Source organism: Catenulispora rubra (assembly GCF_015356825.1).
Taxonomy (GTDB): Bacteria; Actinomycetota; Actinomycetes; order Streptomycetales; family Catenulisporaceae; genus Catenulispora; species Catenulispora rubra.
The window spans coordinates 12,896-30,423 of record NZ_JAACYW010000034.1; the positions used below are offsets into that span (position 1 = coordinate 12,896).

General features: G+C 69.9%; 20 protein-coding genes and 1 pseudogene. 12 read left to right on the top strand and 9 right to left on the bottom strand.

The features are described from left to right. Positions 1–5: 5 nt before the first annotated feature. Positions 6–875 (bottom strand): aldo/keto reductase family oxidoreductase, encoded by an 870-nt coding sequence (locus GWK61_RS12475; RefSeq protein WP_194908502.1) that lies wholly within the window; start codon positions 873–875, stop codon positions 6–8. A 131-nt stretch (positions 876–1,006) separates the two neighbouring features. On the opposite strand from GWK61_RS12475, the gene GWK61_RS12480 reads away from it, so the two are divergent. From GWK61_RS12480 to tuf, 3 genes are all read left to right on the top strand, one after another. After that, positions 1,007–1,420 (top strand): winged helix-turn-helix transcriptional regulator, encoded by a 414-nt coding sequence (locus GWK61_RS12480; RefSeq protein ID WP_194908503.1) that lies wholly within the window; start codon positions 1,007–1,009, stop codon positions 1,418–1,420. A 90-nt stretch (positions 1,421–1,510) separates the two neighbouring features. Further along, positions 1,511–1,657, top strand: coding sequence for a hypothetical protein (locus GWK61_RS12485; protein ID WP_194908504.1), 147 nt, complete (start codon positions 1,511–1,513; stop codon positions 1,655–1,657). Positions 1,658–1,817: 160 nt separating this feature from the next. Then, positions 1,818–3,014, top strand: coding sequence for an elongation factor Tu (tuf, locus tag GWK61_RS12490; RefSeq protein ID WP_194908505.1), 1,197 nt, complete (start codon positions 1,818–1,820; stop codon positions 3,012–3,014). An 82-nt stretch (positions 3,015–3,096) separates the two neighbouring features. Here tuf and GWK61_RS12495 read toward each other — a convergent pair whose 3' ends face one another. From GWK61_RS12495 to GWK61_RS12510, 4 genes are all read right to left on the bottom strand, one after another. Beyond that, positions 3,097–3,573 carry a DUF1062 domain-containing protein gene (locus tag GWK61_RS12495; protein ID WP_228562196.1) on the bottom strand — a complete coding sequence of 159 codons (477 nt, stop codon included), beginning with the start codon at positions 3,571–3,573 and terminating at the stop codon, positions 3,097–3,099. Positions 3,574–4,058: 485 nt separating this feature from the next. Next, complete coding sequence (locus tag GWK61_RS12500; protein ID WP_228562197.1) at positions 4,059–4,598, bottom strand: DUF6882 domain-containing protein; 540 nt, start codon at positions 4,596–4,598, stop codon at positions 4,059–4,061. After that, positions 4,538–5,545, bottom strand: coding sequence for an LLM class flavin-dependent oxidoreductase (locus GWK61_RS12505; RefSeq protein ID WP_194908506.1), 1,008 nt, complete (start codon positions 5,543–5,545; stop codon positions 4,538–4,540). The genes GWK61_RS12500 and GWK61_RS12505 overlap by 61 nt, the downstream gene beginning before the upstream one ends. A 58-nt stretch (positions 5,546–5,603) precedes the next feature. Beyond that, positions 5,604–6,500, bottom strand: a complete 897-nt coding sequence (locus tag GWK61_RS12510; RefSeq protein ID WP_194908507.1) for an RNA polymerase sigma-70 factor — start codon at positions 6,498–6,500, stop codon at positions 5,604–5,606. 147 nt (positions 6,501–6,647) lie between these two features. Here GWK61_RS12510 and GWK61_RS59450 point away from each other — a divergent pair. After that, positions 6,648–6,905 (top strand): annotated as a pseudogene (locus GWK61_RS59450) (ABC transporter); the annotation flags it as partial. Between the two features lie 5 nt (positions 6,906–6,910). Here the strand turns inward: GWK61_RS59450 and GWK61_RS12520 are convergent. Genes GWK61_RS12520 through GWK61_RS12530 form a run of 3 tightly spaced genes read right to left on the bottom strand, consistent with a single transcriptional unit; the run spans position 6,911 to position 9,483 of the window. After that, positions 6,911–8,164 carry an RNA polymerase sigma factor gene (locus GWK61_RS12520; RefSeq protein ID WP_194908508.1) on the bottom strand — a complete coding sequence of 418 codons (1,254 nt, stop codon included), beginning with the start codon at positions 8,162–8,164 and terminating at the stop codon, positions 6,911–6,913. A 16-nt stretch (positions 8,165–8,180) separates the two neighbouring features. After that, entirely contained in the window at positions 8,181–8,534 is a 354-nt protein-coding gene (locus GWK61_RS12525) for a YciI family protein (RefSeq protein WP_194908509.1), read from the bottom strand. A 43-nt stretch (positions 8,535–8,577) separates the two neighbouring features. Next, positions 8,578–9,483, bottom strand: coding sequence for a S41 family peptidase (locus GWK61_RS12530; RefSeq protein WP_194908510.1), 906 nt, complete (start codon positions 9,481–9,483; stop codon positions 8,578–8,580). 726 nt (positions 9,484–10,209) lie between these two features. On the opposite strand from GWK61_RS12530, the gene GWK61_RS12535 reads away from it, so the two are divergent. The 4 genes from GWK61_RS12535 to GWK61_RS12550 all read left to right on the top strand — a co-directional run bounded on the left by GWK61_RS12535 (position 10,210) and on the right by GWK61_RS12550 (position 12,824). Then, positions 10,210–11,124 carry an LLM class flavin-dependent oxidoreductase gene (locus tag GWK61_RS12535; protein ID WP_194908511.1) on the top strand — a complete coding sequence of 305 codons (915 nt, stop codon included), beginning with the start codon at positions 10,210–10,212 and terminating at the stop codon, positions 11,122–11,124. Positions 11,125–11,263: 139 nt separating this feature from the next. Continuing rightward, positions 11,264–11,473, top strand: coding sequence for a monooxygenase family protein (locus tag GWK61_RS12540; RefSeq protein WP_194908512.1), 210 nt, complete (start codon positions 11,264–11,266; stop codon positions 11,471–11,473). A 67-nt stretch (positions 11,474–11,540) separates the two neighbouring features. Next, complete coding sequence (locus tag GWK61_RS12545; RefSeq protein WP_194908513.1) at positions 11,541–12,239, top strand: alpha/beta fold hydrolase; 699 nt, start codon at positions 11,541–11,543, stop codon at positions 12,237–12,239. Between the two features lie 114 nt (positions 12,240–12,353). Then, positions 12,354–12,824, top strand: a complete 471-nt coding sequence (locus GWK61_RS12550; protein WP_194908514.1) for a carboxymuconolactone decarboxylase family protein — start codon at positions 12,354–12,356, stop codon at positions 12,822–12,824. A 17-nt stretch (positions 12,825–12,841) separates the two neighbouring features. Here GWK61_RS12550 and GWK61_RS56295 read toward each other — a convergent pair whose 3' ends face one another. Then, positions 12,842–13,909 carry an endo alpha-1,4 polygalactosaminidase gene (locus tag GWK61_RS56295; RefSeq protein WP_228562198.1) on the bottom strand — a complete coding sequence of 356 codons (1,068 nt, stop codon included), beginning with the start codon at positions 13,907–13,909 and terminating at the stop codon, positions 12,842–12,844. 135 nt (positions 13,910–14,044) lie between these two features. Here GWK61_RS56295 and GWK61_RS12560 point away from each other — a divergent pair, with 135 nt between their 5' ends. From GWK61_RS12560 to GWK61_RS12575, 4 genes are all read left to right on the top strand, one after another. After that, positions 14,045–15,085, top strand: a complete 1,041-nt coding sequence (locus tag GWK61_RS12560; RefSeq protein ID WP_194908515.1) for an NAD(P)-dependent alcohol dehydrogenase — start codon at positions 14,045–14,047, stop codon at positions 15,083–15,085. Positions 15,086–15,216: 131 nt separating this feature from the next. Beyond that, positions 15,217–15,696, top strand: coding sequence for a GntR family transcriptional regulator (locus GWK61_RS12565; RefSeq protein ID WP_323747534.1), 480 nt, complete (start codon positions 15,217–15,219; stop codon positions 15,694–15,696). Then, positions 15,693–16,538 (top strand): ABC transporter ATP-binding protein, encoded by an 846-nt coding sequence (locus tag GWK61_RS12570; RefSeq protein ID WP_194908516.1) that lies wholly within the window; start codon positions 15,693–15,695, stop codon positions 16,536–16,538. Before GWK61_RS12565 ends, GWK61_RS12570 begins: the two co-directional genes overlap by 4 nt. After that, a complete protein-coding gene (locus GWK61_RS12575) occupies positions 16,535–17,497 on the top strand; it encodes an ABC transporter permease (protein ID WP_194908517.1) in 963 nt (320 codons plus the stop codon). Before GWK61_RS12570 ends, GWK61_RS12575 begins: the two co-directional genes overlap by 4 nt. The last annotated feature ends 31 nt before the right edge of the window (positions 17,498–17,528 follow it).

A 17,528-nucleotide genomic window follows, 5' to 3' on the forward strand; every position in this document is an offset into this window, starting at 1 on the left:
TGAAGCTAACGACCGATCTTCTCCAGCTCGGCGAGATCCTCCTCGCTAAGCCCGAGTCCCGCGCCGGTGGCGTTCTCGCGCAGGTGCGCCACAGACGAGGTGCCGGGAATCAGCAGGATGTTCGGCGAACGCTGCAACAGCCACGCCAGAGCCACCGACATCGGCGTCGAGCCAAGCCGATCGGCGACGGCCGAGAGCGCCGAGGATTGCAGCGGGCTGAAACCGCCGAGCGGGAAGAAGGGCACGTACGCGATGCCCGCCGTGGCAAGCGTGTCGATCAGCTCGTCGTCGTGCCGATAGGCGAGGTTGTACATGTTCTGCACGCACACGATCGGCGCGATCGCCCGCGCCTCGGCGACCTGGTCGGCCGTCGCGTTGCTCACGCCGAGGTGCCGGATCAGGCCCTGCTGCTGAAGGTCGACGAGCGCTGCGAAGGGCTCGGCGAGCGAGCCGGGCTGGGGCCCTTGGGCGTTGCCGAGCCTGAGGTTCACCACGTCGAGCGTTTCCAGGCCGAGGGTCTCCAGGTTCTCGTGCACGGCACGGCGCAACGCCTCGGGCTCCCGCGCAGGCGGCCAGCCTCCCTGCGCATCGCGGGTCGCACCGACCTTCGTCACGATGTGCAGCGACTCCGGGTAGGGATGCAGCGCTTCGCGGATCAGCCGGTTCGTCACCTGCGGCCCATACGCGTCGGCCGTGTCGATGTGGGTGATGCCGAGATCGACGGCCTCGCGCAGGATCGCGAGCGCGCCGTCGTGGTCGGCGGGCGGTCCCATGACGCCGGGGCCGGCCAGCTGCATGGCGCCGTAGCCGAAGCGGGTGACGGTCAGGTCCCCCAGGGTCCAGGTGCCGCCGGGAAGCGAGGAGAGCGTGCTCATGCCTGTGTCTTTCGTAGAGTGTCGGGAGTGGTGCCCGATGGGCTGTTGCTTCAGTATGGATAGGCAACTTCCCGGCAGGAAGTACGCACTTCGGAGTGCGTAACGGACCCACGAGTGCGAGGAGCGGCGGGATGGCCACGATGACGGCGGCCCAACAGCGGGCCCAAGCCAAGGCGGAGTACGACGCCTTCCTGGCGGCCTGTCCCAGCCGCAAGCTGCTCGACCGCATCTCCGACAAGTGGGTCGCACTGATCCTGTGCGCCCTCGGCAACGACGACGAGCCCCGGCCGATGCGCTATTCGGAACTGTCGCGCCTGCTGGCCGGCGTCAGCCAGAAGATGCTGACTCAGACGCTGCGCTCCCTGGAGCGCGACGGCCTCATCACGCGGCAGGCGACGCCGACCGTGCCGGTCACGGTCACCTACGAACTGACCGATCTCGGCCGGTCGCTCCAGCATATGGTGCGGGGCATCAAGAGCTGGGCCGAGACACACATGGACGACGTACTCACCAACCGCGCGGCCTACGACGACACGGCGGAATAAGGACCCTGAAACCGGTCACTCCGCGGATCACCCGCGCGCACCGATAGAAAACCCTTATACAAACCACCCGGCCGCGGTCATCATGAACGCATGTCCTCGACGACCTTCGCGCCGACCGCAGCAGGCATCGCCCTGCCGGTTCCGGCTGCCGTCGTCGCGGCGTTCGCAGTCGTCGCTGCATCCGCAGTCGTTGCGGCATCCGCAACCGTCGCCGCATTCACCGGCGTCCGAAGCTGACCCTCCCCGCCCCGGCGGGAACCCGGCGGGGAGGGTGGCTCCCCTTCCGGTTCTCCGGCTCCGCGCGCCTCGGCTGGCGTGCATGCGGGCCGTCGATCAGCCGACTCTCCAGCGGGACCGGGGCGATGCCGCCTGCCCGCACCAGCTTCAGGGATCCACCATGTCCAAGCAGCAGTTCGCGCGCACCAAGCCGCATCTGAACATCGGCACGATGGGCCACGTCGACCACGGCAAGACCACCCTGACCGCGGCCATCACCAAGGTCCTGGCCGAGCGGTCCGCCGGCTCCGGCAGCGCCAACCACTACGTCGCCTTCGACCGGATCGACCGGGCCCCGGAGGAGATCAGTCGCGGGATCACCATCAACATCGCGCACGTCGAGTACGAGACCGGGCGGCGGCACTACGCGCACGTCGACATGCCCGGCCACGCCGACTACGTGAAGAACATGATCACCGGCGCCGCGCAGGTGGACGGCGCGATCCTGGTCGTCTCGGCGCAGGACGGCGCGATGCCGCAGACGCGGGAGCACATCCTGCTGGCGCGGCAGGTCGGCGTCCCGCATGTCGTCGTCGCGCTCAACAAGGCCGACCTGGTCGAGGACGAGGAGCTGCTGGACCTGGTGGAGCTGGAGATCAGGGACCTGCTGACCGCGCAGGGCTTCCCGGGCGACGAGGCGGCCGTGGTCCGGGTGTCCGGGCTGCGCGCGCTGGAGGGCGACCCGGTGTGGACGCAGCGGATCCTGGACCTGCTGGACGCGGTGGACACCACCGTCCCGGACCCGGTCCGGGACCTGGAGTCGCCGTTCCTGATGCCGGTGGAGAACGTGCTGACCATCACCGGCCGCGGGACAGTCGTCACCGGCGCGGTCGAGCGCGGCACGCTGGCGCTGGGCTCGCAGATCGAGGTGACCGGGCACGGCGAGGCGTTCACCGCGGTGGTCACCGGCATCGAGACCTTCGGCCGCACCATGGAGGCCGCGCAGGCCGGGGACAACGCGGCGCTGCTGCTGCGCGGCGTGCGCCGGGAGCAGATCCGGCGCGGCCAGGTCCTGGCCGCCCCGCACAGCATCCGGCCGCACCGCCGGTTCCGCGCCGAGGTGTACGTGCTCTCCGCCGCCGAGGGCGGCCGGCACACCGGGTTCGGCGCGGGCTACCGGCCGCAGTTCCACTTCCGCACCACCGACGTGGTCGGGGCGGTGGACCTGGGCGCCGACGGCATCGCGCTGCCCGGCGACCGGGTCACGATGACCGTCGAGCTCGGGCACGGCGTCGCGATGGAGCCCGGCCTCGGGTTCGCCATCCGCGAGGGTGGCCGGACCGTCGGCGCCGGGACTGTGTTGGAGCTGGTGGAGTAGGTCGCGCAGGTCAGCTGTGAGACCGCGATTCGCGGCCCGATCGATGACTTCGATCGGGCCGCGATCAGCGTTTCCGCACTCGCTACCACCGCATGACGAAGCCGAAATCGCTCGCCCTGCGCCCGGTCAGCTTGTCGTCGGAGGTGATCCCTCCGGTCGCGATGAGCTTCGCGACTTCGGATCCCGACAGTTCCAGCCCGTTCGCGATCACCGTCGACACCCGCAGCGGGATGCGATGCGTGAACTCGACGCGGACGTCGAGGACGTCCGCCTTCGGCAGCTCGACGGGGTCCATGTCCAGGCGCCACGCGTCGCTCCAGTCGAGCGCGACGTCGTTGCGGTGCGGCAGCTGGGGATCGGTCAGCAGTCGCGCCGCGAGCGAGGCGTCGTTCTCGTGGAATCGGGTGAGCATGTCCGGGTCTATCGAGCGGACGTGGGTCCGCTCCATCACCGTCAGCTTGATCGTCTCGCCGCACTGCGCGCACAGCGCCAGCAGCCAGACGTCGAGCAGCTTGTGGTTCGCGTTGACCCGGAAGCGTCCTTGGGTCTGGAACTCCATGGAAGGACAGGTCCGGCAACGGCGCCGGATGGTCGGAAGGGCGGTCGGGCGTACGCGCCAGTGCGTCGTGGCGCGCACGAGGAAGGTGTTTTCGTGCACCAGGAAAGACCGATCTGCTGCGAGATCATCGTGAGACGTCGGCGCCGCGCGTGAGAGCGCAGCACCGGATCGACCTACGGATGCCTGGAAGCCGGGCAGCCGGACGCCGATGACCTGCCGAGGACACCCAGAACCACGGCCGTGGCGCTACAGCGCTGCGCGGCCGGGGACCCCTGACGGGTCCGGCGTGTCTTCTCGACGCGATGAACGTCTCAGCTGGTGTACAACGGCCCACCTTTGACGCGGCGGCCCGGTTCGCCGAAATTTCGGCCCATCCCGGATATCGGCGTGAGCCTAGCGCCGGGGGATTCTGCGTGGCCAGCGAATTTATCGCGTGCCGTTCGGTGCTGCCGATGCTCCTGATCGGATCGCCGCCGAGCCTGCCGTCAGCCGATCTCGACCGTGACCGTCCGGGTCCCGCCGTCCTTCGAGATCAGAGTCACCGGTCCGAAGGTGATGATCGGGATCGCGCCGCCGTTTCCGCCTTTGTAGTACCCGGTCGCGCGCGTGATCCGGACCGCGACGGCGACCAGGGCGCCGGCGGTGCTGGCGTCGCCGTGCACCTTGGGCTCGGTCAGGGCGCGGTGGCCGTGTGCCTGGCCCCATTCGTGGACGGCCCAGGCGTCGCGGCTCATCTCCGGCAGGATGCTGTCGTTCGCCCAGGCCCACAGCCACGATTCGGCCTCGGCGTTGAAGCTGCCGAGGATCTGCGCGGGGGCGGTCGCGGTCTTGTCCGGGAACGTCCAGGTGATCAGCCCGGTCCGCTGGTCCAGGTCCCAGCGGTCGGCCGTGCCCAGGCCCCAGGCCTTGGCGTGCGCGGCGCCGAGCTGCTCGATCATGTCCTCGCCCTGGAGCAGCAGTGCGTTCAGATCCGAGGTCTCGGGCTGTCCGGGCCCGGGATCGGTGCCGCCGTGGAAAGGTCCCATGCGGCGCAGTCTGCCAGGCGACCGACCAGGGCCGCGACGGCGTCGAGCTGTTCCCGCTGGGCGGACAGGCCGATCGCGCCCAGACGGAGCACCAGGTGGCGTGCTCCGGCGGCGACGTAGGCGCCGAGGCCGGCCGTCACCTGATCGGCGGTACCGGTGACGACGGCCTGGATGGTCTCCAGGTCGGCCAGCGGCATGCCGTAGTTGGCCCGGGAGTAGCGGTCGAGCCGCGCGCGGCCGGCCGCCTCGTCGGTGTCGACGCGGACCGTCACGAACAGCGCCGGTGTGACGGCGTCGGCCGAGCGGCCTTCTTGAACTGCGGTCTCGCGGATCGTCGCCAGGCCACTGCGATAGTCGGCGGGATCCGGCGGGTAGGGCAGCCAGCCGTCGTAGAGCTTGGCGGCGCGCGCCAAGGCCGCCGGCGTCGCGCCGCCGAGCCAGATCGGCGGTCCTCCGGCGCGGAAGGGCTTCGTCGCCGGCGGCAGGTCGTCGAAGTGGACGAGCTCGCCGTGGAACGCCGTGTCCCCGGCCCAGAGCGCGCGCCACAGCGCCACCGTCTCGTCCAGGCGCCGGAACCGGCGCTCCCACGGCAGCTCGGACAACGTGTACATGGGCTGCCCGAACCGGCCGGGGAATCCGGCGCCGACCGCGACCGCAAGCCGACCGCCGGACAGCAGGTCGATCGAGGCCAGCGACTGCGCGGCCTGCACCGGCCGCCTCAGGAACGGCAACAACGCGCCGGTCCCGAGGGTGACGCGCTCAGTCGCCGGGGCGAGGGCCGCGAGCATGGTCAGCGCCTCGATGCGCGGGCTGATCAGCGAATCGTTGACGAAGAGCGAGGAGAACCCGAGCTGTTCGGCCCGCACCGCCAGCGCGACGACGTCCCGCGGATCGTCCCCGGATTCCCACTGCGCCTCGCCGGTCGGAAGCAACACACCGATGTCCATGACCCGATGGTCTTCGGGCGGCTGCGGCGTCTCAATTCCCGGCAGGGAATGACGCGGGTCACCGCGCCATCGCGGTCTCCTCCTCGACCCGCGACAGCTTCTCCGGGTTGCGGACCACGTAGATCCCGGTGATCAGGCCATTTTCGGTGTGCATCGCCACGATCGTGTCGACCGCGCCGTCGACCCGGACGATCACGGCCAGGCCGCCGTTGAGGTACGCGTTCTCCATGGTCACGAAACCTCTCAGGTGGGACAGGCCGTCGGCCAGGAACCGGGAGACGACGTCCGCGCCGCGCAGCGGCACCAGCGTGGCCTGCACGACGCCGCCGCCGTCGCCGATGAAGACGACGTCCGGGGCGAGCAGGTCGAACAGGCTCTGCAGGTCGCCGGTCGAGACCGCCTTCTGGAACGCCTCGGTGGCGCCCAGGACGTCGGCCTTGGAGGTGACGCCGCGCGGCCGCCGCGCCGCGACGTGGTTGCGGGCCCGGTGCGCGATCTGCCGGACCGCGGCCGGGGTCTTGTCGACCGCCTCGGCGATCTCGTCGTACTCCAGGCTGAACACGTCGCGCAGCACGAACACGGCGCGCTCAGCCGGCGTCAGCGTCTCCATCACCAGCAGCATCGCCATCGAGACGCTGTCGGCCAGTTCCACGTCCTCGGCCACGTCCGGCGCGGTCAGCAACGGCTCGGGCAGCCACGGCCCGACGTAGGACTCCTTGCGCCGCCCGAGCCTGCGCAGCTGGGTCAGCGCCTGCCGGGTGGTGATCCGCACCAGGTACGCCCGCCGGTCCCGCACCGTGTCCAGGTCGACGGTGGTCCAGCGCAGCCAGGTCTCCTGCAGCACGTCCTCGGCGTCGGCGGCGGAGCCGAGCATTTCGTAGGCGACGGTGAACAGCAGGTTGCGATGGGCGACGAAGGTCTCGGTCGCGGACTGCCCCGACGGTTCCCCACTCATGACGGCACCTATCTGTTCGCTCGCGAGTACTTTTACACGGGACTACACGAACCGCGCGGTTGTGACGTGCCCCCGAAGTGACGTGCATCACATCGACCCGGCAGCGCGTTGACCCTGACGCAGGGTCAACCTTCCAGCATTGCCGTCATGACGACGACAGCAACCGCCTCCCCTGCGATCAGCGTCTCCGACCTGCGCAAGTCCTTCGGCGAGAAATCCGTTCTGAACGGCGTGGACCTCAGCGTCCCGGCCGGGACGGTCTTCGCTCTGCGGCGTCCCGGGCGGGCTCGCGCGGCGGAGCTGCTGGAGCGCTTCGGCCTGACCGACGCCGCCGATCAGCCGCCGTCCACCTACTCCGGCGGCATGCGCCGGCGGCTGATCCGCCTGCACGACCTGGTGGGTCGGCGGCTTCAGGACTCCTGACCCCGCTGGACCTCGGCAAGACGTCTGGCGAGGAACGCACGCTCGGCTTCGTTGTCGGTGAGCACCAGGGCTTCCTCATACGCGGTAGCGGCTTCCGGCCACTGTCCTAGTCTTCTGAGGAAGTCGGCGCGAGCAGCGCTGAGATAGCGGTACGTCGCCAGCGCGGGCTCGGCGGCCAAGCGGTCGAGTGCGACGAGACCGGCCTCCGGGCCGTCGCGCATTCCGATGGCCACAGCCTGGTTGAGCTCGACGACCGGCGAGGGCCACAGGCGGAGCAGGACGTCGTAGAGGGAGACGATCTCTGACCAGTCGGTCGCTTCGAACGTGGAGGCTTCCGCATGAACGGCGGCGATCGCAGCCTGAACCGCGTATCGGTTCGGCGGACCACCCCGCAAAGACTCCGTCAGCAGCTCGATCCCCTCGGCGATCATCTCCCGGTCCCACCAGGACCGATCCTGATCTTCAAGCAACACAGGAGCGCCATCGTCGTCGGTCCGCGTCGCACGACGAGCGTCGATCAGCAGCAGCAACGCCAACAACCCGGCGGGTTCCGCGACCGGCAGCAGCCGATGGAGCATCCGCGCCAAGCCGACCGCGGAGTCGACGAGATCGTCCCGGACCAGCGTCTCCCCGACCGGCGCGTTACTGCCGGTCGTGAAGACGAGGTGGACGACGTCGCAGACTGCTGAGACCCGCTCGGGCAGATCGACCGCGGTCGGCACCCGATAGGGGATGCGCGCCGCGGCGATCTTCTTCTTGGCCCGCGTGATGCGCGCGGCCATGGTGCTCTCCTGGACCAGGAAGGCCCGCGCGACCTCGGCCGTCGACAGTCCGCACACCAGGCGCAGCGTGAGGGCGACGCGGGCCTCCCGGGAGAGCGCGGGATGGCAGCAGGTGAAGATCAGCCGCAGGGTGTCGTCGGCGACGACCGGCGGTTCGTCCGCGTCCTGCGGGTCTGGACCAGTGGCAGTGGCTTCCTCGACCAGCAGCGGCATCGCACGCCGCCACACCGATTCACGCCGCAGCAGGTCGCGGGCCCGGTTCCCGGCCACCGTGCGCAGCCACGCCTCCGGGCGGTCCGGCACGCCGTTCGACGGCCAGGTGCGCAGGGCTTGGGCGTAGGCGTCCTGGACGCATTCCTCGGCGGTGTCGAGGTCGCGGGTGATGCGGACGGTCGCGGCCAGGACGCCGGCCCAGTGGGCACGGTGAGCCGCCGCGACGGCGTCGCCAGGCGTGCTCACCGTCCCACTCCCCCTCTCAGCCGTGCTGGACCAGCGGCTTGATCTCGACCCCGGAGTGCTCGTGCCGGACTTCCGCCAGCTCCCGGCTCAGGGCCACGGCCTCGTCCAGATCCGCAGCCTCGACCAGGTAGAAGCCTCCGAGGACTTCCTTGGTCTCCAGGAACGGTCCGTCAGTCACCGCAGGCGCCTCACCGTCGCCGCGCAACGTCGTGGCCGTCGAGGACGGCTCCAACTGCCCCGAGGCCAGGATCCGGTCGCCGGCCCGCTTCTGGAAGGCGACGTGGCCGGCGTCGATCTCAGCCATCTCCTCCGCGGAGATGGTCTCCCACCGCTGCTCGTTGCCGTAGATGAGGAGCATGTACTTGGACATCGGCGTTCCCTCCATCGCGGGCCGGATTTCGACCCTCTCACTACTAGGGACGATCCGCATCGGTAGCGATCGACAGCCGCGCGTGCTCGATCGCCGCGGCGAGTGCTTCGTCCTCCGCGACCGCGACGTCCGGGACGACACCGACGCCCTCCCAGTCCGTACCGGTGAACGGGCTCTCCGAGCGGCAGTTCGGGACGGTGACCGTCACGTGTTCCGTGAGCTGGTACCAGTCGGTCGGGTGCGCGCCGCCGCGCGTGGTGGCCCCGACCAGCGTGGCGCGTTGCAGACCCTGGAGCGTGTAGGCCAGGTCCTCGCCGCCGGAGAAGGTGCGGGCACCGGTCAGGACGTAGACGGGCCGGTCGAGGTAACGCGGGGCGTCGAGGTGACCGAGCGACCAGTACTGGCGGGTCCCCTTCACCGTGGAGTGCGAGGTGGTGAGCAGGGTGTCGGCACCGCGGATCAGGTAGCTGCACCACAACTGCACGCCGTCGGTGGAGCCCCCGATGGTGCTGCGCAGGTCCAGGATGAGAGCACTGGTGTCGGCGACCAGCTGCATCGCCGCCGCGATAGTGGCGCCGCCGAGCTCGGCGGTCGGGATCAGCGTGAGGTCGAGGTAACCGATGCCGCCGTCCAGGACCTCGACCTTGCGGACACCGTTGTTGTGCTCACGGCACAGCGCGGCGAACATGGCCGCCCCAGCCTCCTCGTCATCGTCTTCAAGCGGCTCAGGCTCCTCGCTCCATATGAGCCGCAGATGCTTGTCCCGACAGAAGTCGGCGAACACCTTGGTCACAGCCGCACAAGCCGCCGCACCATCCAGCTCGGCGTATTCGCCAGCCGCAGCAGCACGCCGAATCTCGGCGGCAGCACTGGCCGCCCTCCGGGGATCGATGTACTCCGCCTCGAACCGGCCCAGCGCGGCTTCGAGGACCTTCGGGTCCAGGATCATGGCAGGTGATCATAGGGGTGTAACGGAATTCGATCACCAGACGCCTCTTCTACAAGGCACAGGGGAGAGGGCTCAGGCCCGGCACCGTGTCCGTAGGAACGCGTCGCGCCGCACCCCCCGATCGGCGCGGCGCGTTCCGCTTTTTTGGCGGCTGGCCGGCCACGTGGTTCGGGGCGTCCGACCGGACCATGCGGGGGTTTGGTTCTAGTTCCGTTTACGGCGATGACGCGGCGAGGGACCCAGAACCTCGGCGACCACAAGCAGCACCGCCACCGCACAACGCAGCGCAGGCAACAGCGTGATAGAAAGCCGAACAGTCGCGGACCGCCGCCAAACAACCCGACGCACGGGTCACCCCCTCGTCGAGGAGGCCCGCCAGAGGCCTCAACGCACCCACCAAACGCAGCCGCCACCCGCCAGACCAAACGCATGCGCAGTGACTCGGACCAGCGCGTGCTCTTGCTCGCGAACACCGCCAGCCGCCAACGCACCACACCTACCGACTCGGACCGGCGCGTGGTCGTGTTCGCGAATACCGGCGGCCGCCAGCGCGGCATGAGTCGCACAACCGAACTGCGTCCCCCCGCGAGGCCATCAACCCATCCGCGAAGCCGTAAAAGATCGCCTGCAAACCCACAGCCCACCCGCACCCCGAGCAGTTGAAGTTCGTACCACGAACCACTAAGTTCGTATAGCGAACCAGCCAGAACGGGGAAGCGAGAACCCATGCCTGAGAACACCCAGAACACCACCCAGTTCGGCATCGGAGTGTCGAACGCCGTCCAAGACATAGCCCAGACCACCCAGATCGTCGCCGCCGCCGACCACGCAGGCCTGGACCACTTCTCTGTCTCGGACCACCCCTACATCGGCCGCATGCTCGATGCCTACTCGCTCGTCGGCGTACTCCTCGGCCGCACTCAGCGCATCAGCGGCATGGTCAACGTCAGCAATCTGCCGACGCGCCCCGCTCCCATGCTGGCCCGCGCTGTCACCTCGCTGTCCGCGCTCAGCGGCGGGCGCGTGGTGCTGGGGTTGGGTGCCGGTGGTTCCTGGGACGACATCGCGCGCTTGGGTTTTGCGCGCCTGAGCGGGGGCGAGGCTGTGCGCGCCTTCGAGGAAGCCTTCACCGTCATCAGGTCCCTGACCGGCGGCGGCGCTCCGGTCACCTTCGACGGCGAGTTCTATCACCTGGACCGCGTTGAGCCTGCGCCTGTAGCCGCACCACCGATCTGGACCGGCTCGGTCGGGGCGAAGTCGCTGGCGGTCACCGGCCGACAGGCCGACGGATGGATCCCCGGCCACGCCGCCGACTGGCTGAGCGTCCGCTACCGCGAGTCGCGCCCGATCATCGACGAGGCGGCGCAGGCGGTGGGTCGCGACCCCCGCGCCGTCGCGACGGTCTACAACCTCCCCGGCCGCATCAGCCCCACGCCGCTGGCGAGCACGCGTGACCAGGACGGCCGCTGGCTCGGCGGGTCGGTGGCGCAGTGGCTCGCGGAGCTGACCGGCGCGGTGCTGGAGCACGGCGCGGGCGGCTTCACCTACTTCCCGGTCGGCGATCTGCCGGTGGAGCACGCGTCGGCACTGTGGGCGGAGGAGATCGTGCCGGGGGTGCGCAAGGCGCTGGGTAAGGAGTAAGGAGTAGCGCCGAGTAACGCAGAGGGCTGGGGTGGGGAGGCGACCGGCGCTTAGGTCGTGTGCTCCCCGCTGTCGGCGTCAGCGCCAACGTCAGGGTCAGGGCCAGGGTCGGCGTGAGGGCCCTGCGCAGGACCGCTTCATGGCCCGCTATATGCGATCCAACGGAGCAGTCGGCATCTGGCACGAGATGTTGTCCGTCCGCGCCGGCTCGTACCAGTGCCTATACGGCGACATGCCCCCGACGGGCATCGGCGCCTTCCGCGGCCTGGACGCCGTAATGAACCGACCGGACGGCCTCGGCTACGTAAAGGGCGAGGACCCGCAGTTCGCCGGAATCGCCAAGCACTGAAGCACAGCACAACACACCCCGTGGCGAGCCGCCGGTTTTGTCAGAGTTCGCGGCTAGCGTTGTAGACGTGGCTACCTACGTCTTGATCCACGGAGCGTCCTCGGACTCCTGGCTGTGGCACCGCGTCGTCCCCCTCCTGCACGCGGCAGGGCACGACGTCGTCACCCCCGACCTGCCGATCTCCGATTCCGAGGCGGGGATCCCGGAGTACGCCGACGCCGCCGTCGCAGCGCTCGGCGACCGCGCCGCCGCCGACGACCTCATCGTCGTCGCGCAGTCCTTCGGCAGCTTCACCGGGACCGTGCTGACCCACCGGGTCCCGGTGAGACTCCTGGTCTTCCTCTCAGCGATGGCGCCGAAGGAGGGCGAGACGCCCGGCGAGTGGTGGGAGGCGACCGACTACACCCGGGATCGGCAGGCCAGCGACGCGCGCCTCGGCCTGCCGGCGGACGCTGACCTGAAGGCGGTCTTCTTCCACGACGTCCCCGACGACGTCGTGGCCGAGGCCTGGGAGCGCGGCGAGATCCCGCAGAGCGACAGGCCGTTCGCGCCGCCGCCGATGCCGGCCCTGCCGGCCGGCCTCCCGATCCGTTTCCTGGCGGGCCGCGACGACCGCTTCTTCCCGATCGACTTCCAGCGCCGCGTCGTTCAGGAGCGGCTGGGCTTCGCGCCGGACGAGATGGAAGGCGGTCACCTGGAACCGCTGGCGCACCCCGAAGAGCTCGTCCGACGGCTGGAGGGCTACCGCGTGGAAGCCGGACTGTGACCGCCTAAGAGACAGTGACGCAGGTCACATCGGATCCTCCCGCCCCGCTGTCACATCACCCCCGCGCCACGGGTCTACGTAGCGAAAGCAACCGCGAGACCCGAGGAGCACACCATGGAAGCCCGCTTCAACTACTACGGCACCACCACCGGCCAGAAGTTCAGCAAGTACATCAACTCGGCGGGCAAGGCGTCCGGCGACTCCGGCGTGCCCTACGCCACGACCCAGCTGGTCCTGCTGCGCGCCAGCCAGATCAACGGCTGCGGCATGTGCACCGACATGCACTATAAGGACGCCATCCACGCCGGCGACCAGCCCGAGCGCCTGAACCTGGTGGCGGCCTGGCGCGAGGCCACGGTGTTCACCGACGCCGAGCGCGCCGCGCTGGAGCTGGCCGAGGAGGGCACCCGCATCGCCGACGCCGCCGGCGGGATCCCCGACGACGTGTGGGCCACCGCCGCCAAGCACTACGACGAGGAGCAGCTCGCCGGCCTGGTGTCGACGATCGCGCTGATCAACGCCTACAACCGGATGAACGTCATCGCCCGGACCCCGGCCGGGAGCTACCAGCCCGGCCAGTGGTGACAGCGGCGGCCGGCAGGTCAGCAGGTCTTGTACACGTAGGACGAGCTGCCGGCCGCGCTCACGTTCTGGTCGCGCAGCACGATCGCGATCTTCCCGCCGTAATCGCGGCAGGCGTTGGTGAATCCCGAGGCGTCGTACTCGACGTCCACGACGTGGTCGGCATACGTGGTCGCATACCCGCCGCACTCGCCGTAGTTCCCGCACTGCTCGGAGACCGCGAAGTCGAAACCGATCTGGTGCGCACGCGGCAGGAACTCCGTGGTGTTCTTCTGCGCGATCGCCAGTCCCTTGGCATGCGCAAGCCGCGCGAGCTGCGTGGCCATCGCGACGTCGTTGTCCGCGGTCAGCAGGCTCTGGGAGCGCGAGTACGAGTCGAGGTTGTCGGGCTCGACGGCCTGGAAACCCTTGGCCGCGCAGCCGGCGATCCAACCGCCCTCGATCTGCGCGAGCGCAGCGCGCTTGGCATCGGTGGAGACGTCGAGCAGCTGCTCGTTCCAGTTCTGGTCGATCACCGGCGCGCCGGACGAGGTCTTCAGCAACAGGTCCGGATGGTTGCTCTGCCACCAGCCGGTGGCGTCCGGCTGGGCCTGGAACGCGTTGATGTAGCAGATGTTGTAGAGCCCCGGAGCAGGCGACGCCGAGCTGTCGCGGGAGACGACGCGGACCCCGGACGGCGGGGGATAGGCGCCGCCGATCTGGTAGTCCCATTTCGCGCCGGTCGGCGGCGGCGCGGCCGATCCGGCGGGGGCAGCGGGAGCGGCGGCGCTGCTCGGCGCGCCGGACGGCTTACTCGCGGACGACGACGGCCCATGTGATCCGGACGACGCCGGCGAAGCGGCAGACGACGAGGACGGCGAAGACGGCGAATGCCCGGAGGCCGATGTGGACGCCGACGACGAAGCGCCCGCATCCGCCGACGCCGTGGGCGAACCCGCCGACGACGACCCCGCGGCAGACGAGCCCGGCACCGACGACGAATCCCCGGCCGCGACCTGCGGCGTCGACCCGCCACCGCCGCCGCTGGAACAGCCCGCCATCACCAGCACCGCTGCCGCTGCCGCGACCGCGATCGTGACCCCGCGCATCCGCCCCACCTCTCGCTCACACCACTCACTCGAACATCGCGCGTCCCTCGCGACACGGCGATGCTAGCCGGGTGACCGGACCGGCACGGGCCGCACGATTGGTGCGAGCAGCCGGTCTGATTGTTTGATGATGGTGTGCCAATCGTGAACGCCTACGCCGCAGTCTCCGCGACGGCCCCGCTCCAGCCGCTCACCATCGAGCGCCGCGAGGTCGGGCCCCGGGACGTCCGGATCGACATCAAGTACACCGGCATCTGCCACTCCGACATCCACGAGGTCCGCGGCGAGTGGGGCGAGGCCCACTACCCGCTCGCGCCGGGCCACGAGATCACCGGCGTGGTCTCGGCGGTCGGCGCCGAGGTGACACGCTTCGCGGTCGGCGACCGGGTCGGCGTGGGCTGCCTGGTCGACTCGTGCGGGAAGTGCGACGCGTGCGTGCGCGGCCAGGAGCAGTTCTGCTCCGTCAAGGCGGTCTGGACGTACGGCGGCACCGACTTCGACGGCGCCGTCACCCAGGGCGGCTACTCCACGCAGATCGTGGTGACCGAGCGCTTCGTGCTGCACGTCCCGGACTCGTTGCCGCTGGACACCGCCGCACCGCTGATGTGCGCGGGCGTCACGACCTACGCTCCGCTGCGCCGTTGGGGCGCAGGCCCCGGCAAGAAGGTCGCCGTGGTCGGTCTCGGCGGGCTCGGCCACGTCGCGGTGAAGATCGCCCGCGCGCTCGGCGCCGAGGTGACGGTACTCTCGCAGAGCCTGTCCAAGAAGGAGGCGGGCCTGGCGCTCGGCGCGAGCGACTACCGCGCGACCAGCGATCCGGCGACCTTCACGGAGTTGGCCAACACCTTCGATCTGATCCTGAGTACGGTCAGCGCGCCGCTGCCGATGGACGACTACCTCCGCATGCTGGCCGTCGGCGGAGCCATGATCAACGTCGGTTCGCCCCCGGACGAGAGCAGCCTGCACGTCCGCCTGCTGAACCGTCAGCGGGTCCTGGCCGGGTCGCTGATCGGCGGGATCGCGGAGACCCAGGAGATGCTGGACTTCTGCGGCGAGCACGGGATCGGCGCCGAGATCGAGACGATCCCGGCCGAGCGGATCAACGAGGCGTACGAGCGGGTGCTCGCCTCGGACGTGCGGTACCGGTTCGTCATCGACATTTCCACGCTGGCCTGACTGAACTAGCTGTAAAACCCGGCCCGACCTCCTGCGGGAGGCCGGGCCGTCGGCGTTCCCGGGGCCGGGCGAGTCGATCACGTCTCGCGTAACGGTTGACTAGTGTTCTAGTTAACCGTAACAATCCTCCCGTGATTGATTTCCACGTCGATCGAGCCGGCAGCGTCCCGGCCTACGCCCAACTCGTGCAGCAGGTCCGCGAGGCCCTGCGCCTGGGGGTCCTGCACCCCGGCGACAAGCTGCCCACGGTCCGGGAGGTCGTCACCTCCTGCGCGGTCAACGCCGCGACCGTCCTGAAGGCCTACCGCGAACTGGAACTCTCCGGCCTCGTCGAGGCCCGGCAGGGGGCCGGCACCTACGTCTCGGGCACGCTCGGCGGCGCCGCCGACCCCGCGGTGATGGACGCGCTGCGCGGCCGGCTCGCCAGCTGGGTCGGCGATGCCCGGACCGCCGGCCTGGAGGACGACGACCTGCGGGCCCTGATGACCTCGGTGCTCGCGGAGCCGCCGGGGGAGCTGACGGCTGAGCAGCGCGCGGACGCCGCGGCCAGGTCCGATGCCCGACCCGACACCCGACCCGATGCCCGGTCCGAGAGCGGAGCCCGGCCGTGAGCGGGGTCGCCATAGAGACCCACGGCCTCGGCAAGCGATACCGAAGCCTGTGGGCCCTGAAGGACTTCAGCGTCTCCCTGCCCGCCAACAAGGTCATCGCCCTGGTCGGCGCGAACGGTGCCGGCAAGTCGACGCTGATGTCGATCGCCGCCGGGATCCTGCCGGCCAGCGAGGGCGAGATCCACATCGACGGCCGCGTGGTCCTGCTGTCCCAGGAGAAGCCGCTCTACCGCTCGTTCAAGGTCTCCGACATGCTCGCCTTCGGCCGGCACCTGAACCGGGTGTGGGACCAGCAGCGGGCGCTGAACTGGCTGGGCCGCTTCGACATCCCGCTGGACCGGCCGTGCGGCAAGCTCTCCGGCGGCCAGCAGACGCAGGTCGCGATGTCCGTGGCGCTCGGCGCCCGGCCCTCGGTCCTGCTGCTCGACGAGCCGCTGGCCAACCTGGACCCGGTCGCGCGCCGCGACGTCACCGGCGAACTGCTCGCCGAGGTGGCCGACAGCGACATGACCGTCGTGCTGTCCACCCACGTGGTGGCCGAGCTGGCCGGCGTCGGCGACCACCTGCTGCTGCTCAGCCAGGGGCACAGCACACTCGACGGCGACGTCGAGGATCTGCTGACGCAGCATGCCCGGCTGGTCGGCCCGCGCGCCGCCGCCCCGCCGGTCGAGGGCCAAGTGGTGCAGGAGCAGCACACCGAGCGGCAGTCGACGTTCGTCGTCCGCACGCTGCTCGGGGCGGACACGCCGGTGGCAGAGCCCTGGAAGGCCCAACCGCTGACGCTGGAGGACCTGGTTCTCGCCTATCTGAAGCCGAATCGCAGTCCCGGGGAGGAACTGTGAAGGGCCTGATCTGGCTGACCTGGCGCCAGCACCGGTGGCCGATCGTGGCCGGCGCGGTGATCACCGTGGCGATGACCGCGGCCATGGCCCTGACCGCATCCCGTCTCGGGTCGATGGTCACCAAGTGCGCGACGGCGCAGCCACCCTGCGTCAACACCGACCCGGAGCCCTCGCACGCCACCTACCTGATGAACTCGCTGGTCTTCCTGCCGGTGTTGATCGCGGTGTTCTGGGGCGTGCCGCTGCTGGCCCGCGAGTTCGAGCAGCGCACGCTGCCGCTAGCCTGGTCGCAGGACGTCAGCCGGCAGAAGTGGCTGTGGGGCAAGACCGCCGTGATGATCGTGCTGGTCGGCGCGATGGGCACGGTCCTGGCCGCCGAATCGGAACACCTGGCGCACCAGTACCACGCCTACACCGGCGACAGCCTCTTCAACGGTACGCAGTTCCAGGCCGGCGGCTGGATGCCGCTGACACTGGCCCTGGCCTGGCTGGCGGTCGGCATCGCGGCCGGTGCCGCGACCCGCAGGGTGCTGGCGGCGATCGCGGTCGTCGGCGGACTGTGGATCGGGCGCATGGTGGTGATGGTCAAGCTGCGGGGGCAGTTCATGACCCCGATGCACGTGATCAAGCCGCTCCAGGAGACCGCACGCGGGTCCGACGCCGTCCACGCCGTCGTCACGAACGACATGAGCCTGAACGGCGGGAGCCAGTGGTTCGTCGACGTCCACGGCGCCACGTACTCTCCGAAGGTCGTGGTCGACGGCTGGTGCGGGCGCACCGACGACCTCAGCAGCTGCTTCCAGCAGCACGGTATCGTCGGCGCCCTGAACAAGTTCCAGCCGGCCAGCCGGATGGGCACGTTCCACCTCATCGAGAACGGCCTGAACCTCGGGCTGTTCGTGATCGCGTTGGCCATTGCCTGGTGGTGCGTGAAGAAGACCCGCACGACCGTCGTCTAGAGGTCGCATAGCCGAACCGGTCCAAGCCTTC

Excerpts from the sequence above, each read along its gene's own strand:
- GWK61_RS12475 (WP_194908502.1), bottom strand. The coding sequence starts at position 875 with ATGAGCACGCTCTCCTCGCTTCCCGGCGGCACCTGGACCCTGGGGGAC.
- GWK61_RS12480 (WP_194908503.1), top strand. The coding sequence starts at position 1,007 with ATGGCCACGATGACGGCGGCCCAACAGCGGGCCCAAGCCAAGGCGGAG.
- GWK61_RS12485 (WP_194908504.1), top strand. The coding sequence starts at position 1,511 with ATGTCCTCGACGACCTTCGCGCCGACCGCAGCAGGCATCGCCCTGCCG.
- tuf (WP_194908505.1), top strand. The coding sequence starts at position 1,818 with ATGTCCAAGCAGCAGTTCGCGCGCACCAAGCCGCATCTGAACATCGGC.
- GWK61_RS12495 (WP_228562196.1), bottom strand. The coding sequence starts at position 3,573 with ATGGAGTTCCAGACCCAAGGACGCTTCCGGGTCAACGCGAACCACAAG.
- GWK61_RS12500 (WP_228562197.1), bottom strand. The coding sequence starts at position 4,598 with ATGGGACCTTTCCACGGCGGCACCGATCCCGGGCCCGGACAGCCCGAG.
- GWK61_RS12505 (WP_194908506.1), bottom strand. The coding sequence starts at position 5,545 with ATGGACATCGGTGTGTTGCTTCCGACCGGCGAGGCGCAGTGGGAATCC.
- GWK61_RS12510 (WP_194908507.1), bottom strand. The coding sequence starts at position 6,500 with ATGAGTGGGGAACCGTCGGGGCAGTCCGCGACCGAGACCTTCGTCGCC.
- GWK61_RS12525 (WP_194908509.1), bottom strand. The coding sequence starts at position 8,534 with ATGTCCAAGTACATGCTCCTCATCTACGGCAACGAGCAGCGGTGGGAG.
- GWK61_RS12530 (WP_194908510.1), bottom strand. The coding sequence starts at position 9,483 with ATGATCCTGGACCCGAAGGTCCTCGAAGCCGCGCTGGGCCGGTTCGAG.
- GWK61_RS12535 (WP_194908511.1), top strand. The coding sequence starts at position 10,210 with ATGCCTGAGAACACCCAGAACACCACCCAGTTCGGCATCGGAGTGTCG.
- GWK61_RS12540 (WP_194908512.1), top strand. The coding sequence starts at position 11,264 with ATGGCCCGCTATATGCGATCCAACGGAGCAGTCGGCATCTGGCACGAG.
- GWK61_RS12550 (WP_194908514.1), top strand. The coding sequence starts at position 12,354 with ATGGAAGCCCGCTTCAACTACTACGGCACCACCACCGGCCAGAAGTTC.
- GWK61_RS56295 (WP_228562198.1), bottom strand. The coding sequence starts at position 13,909 with ATGCGCGGGGTCACGATCGCGGTCGCGGCAGCGGCAGCGGTGCTGGTG.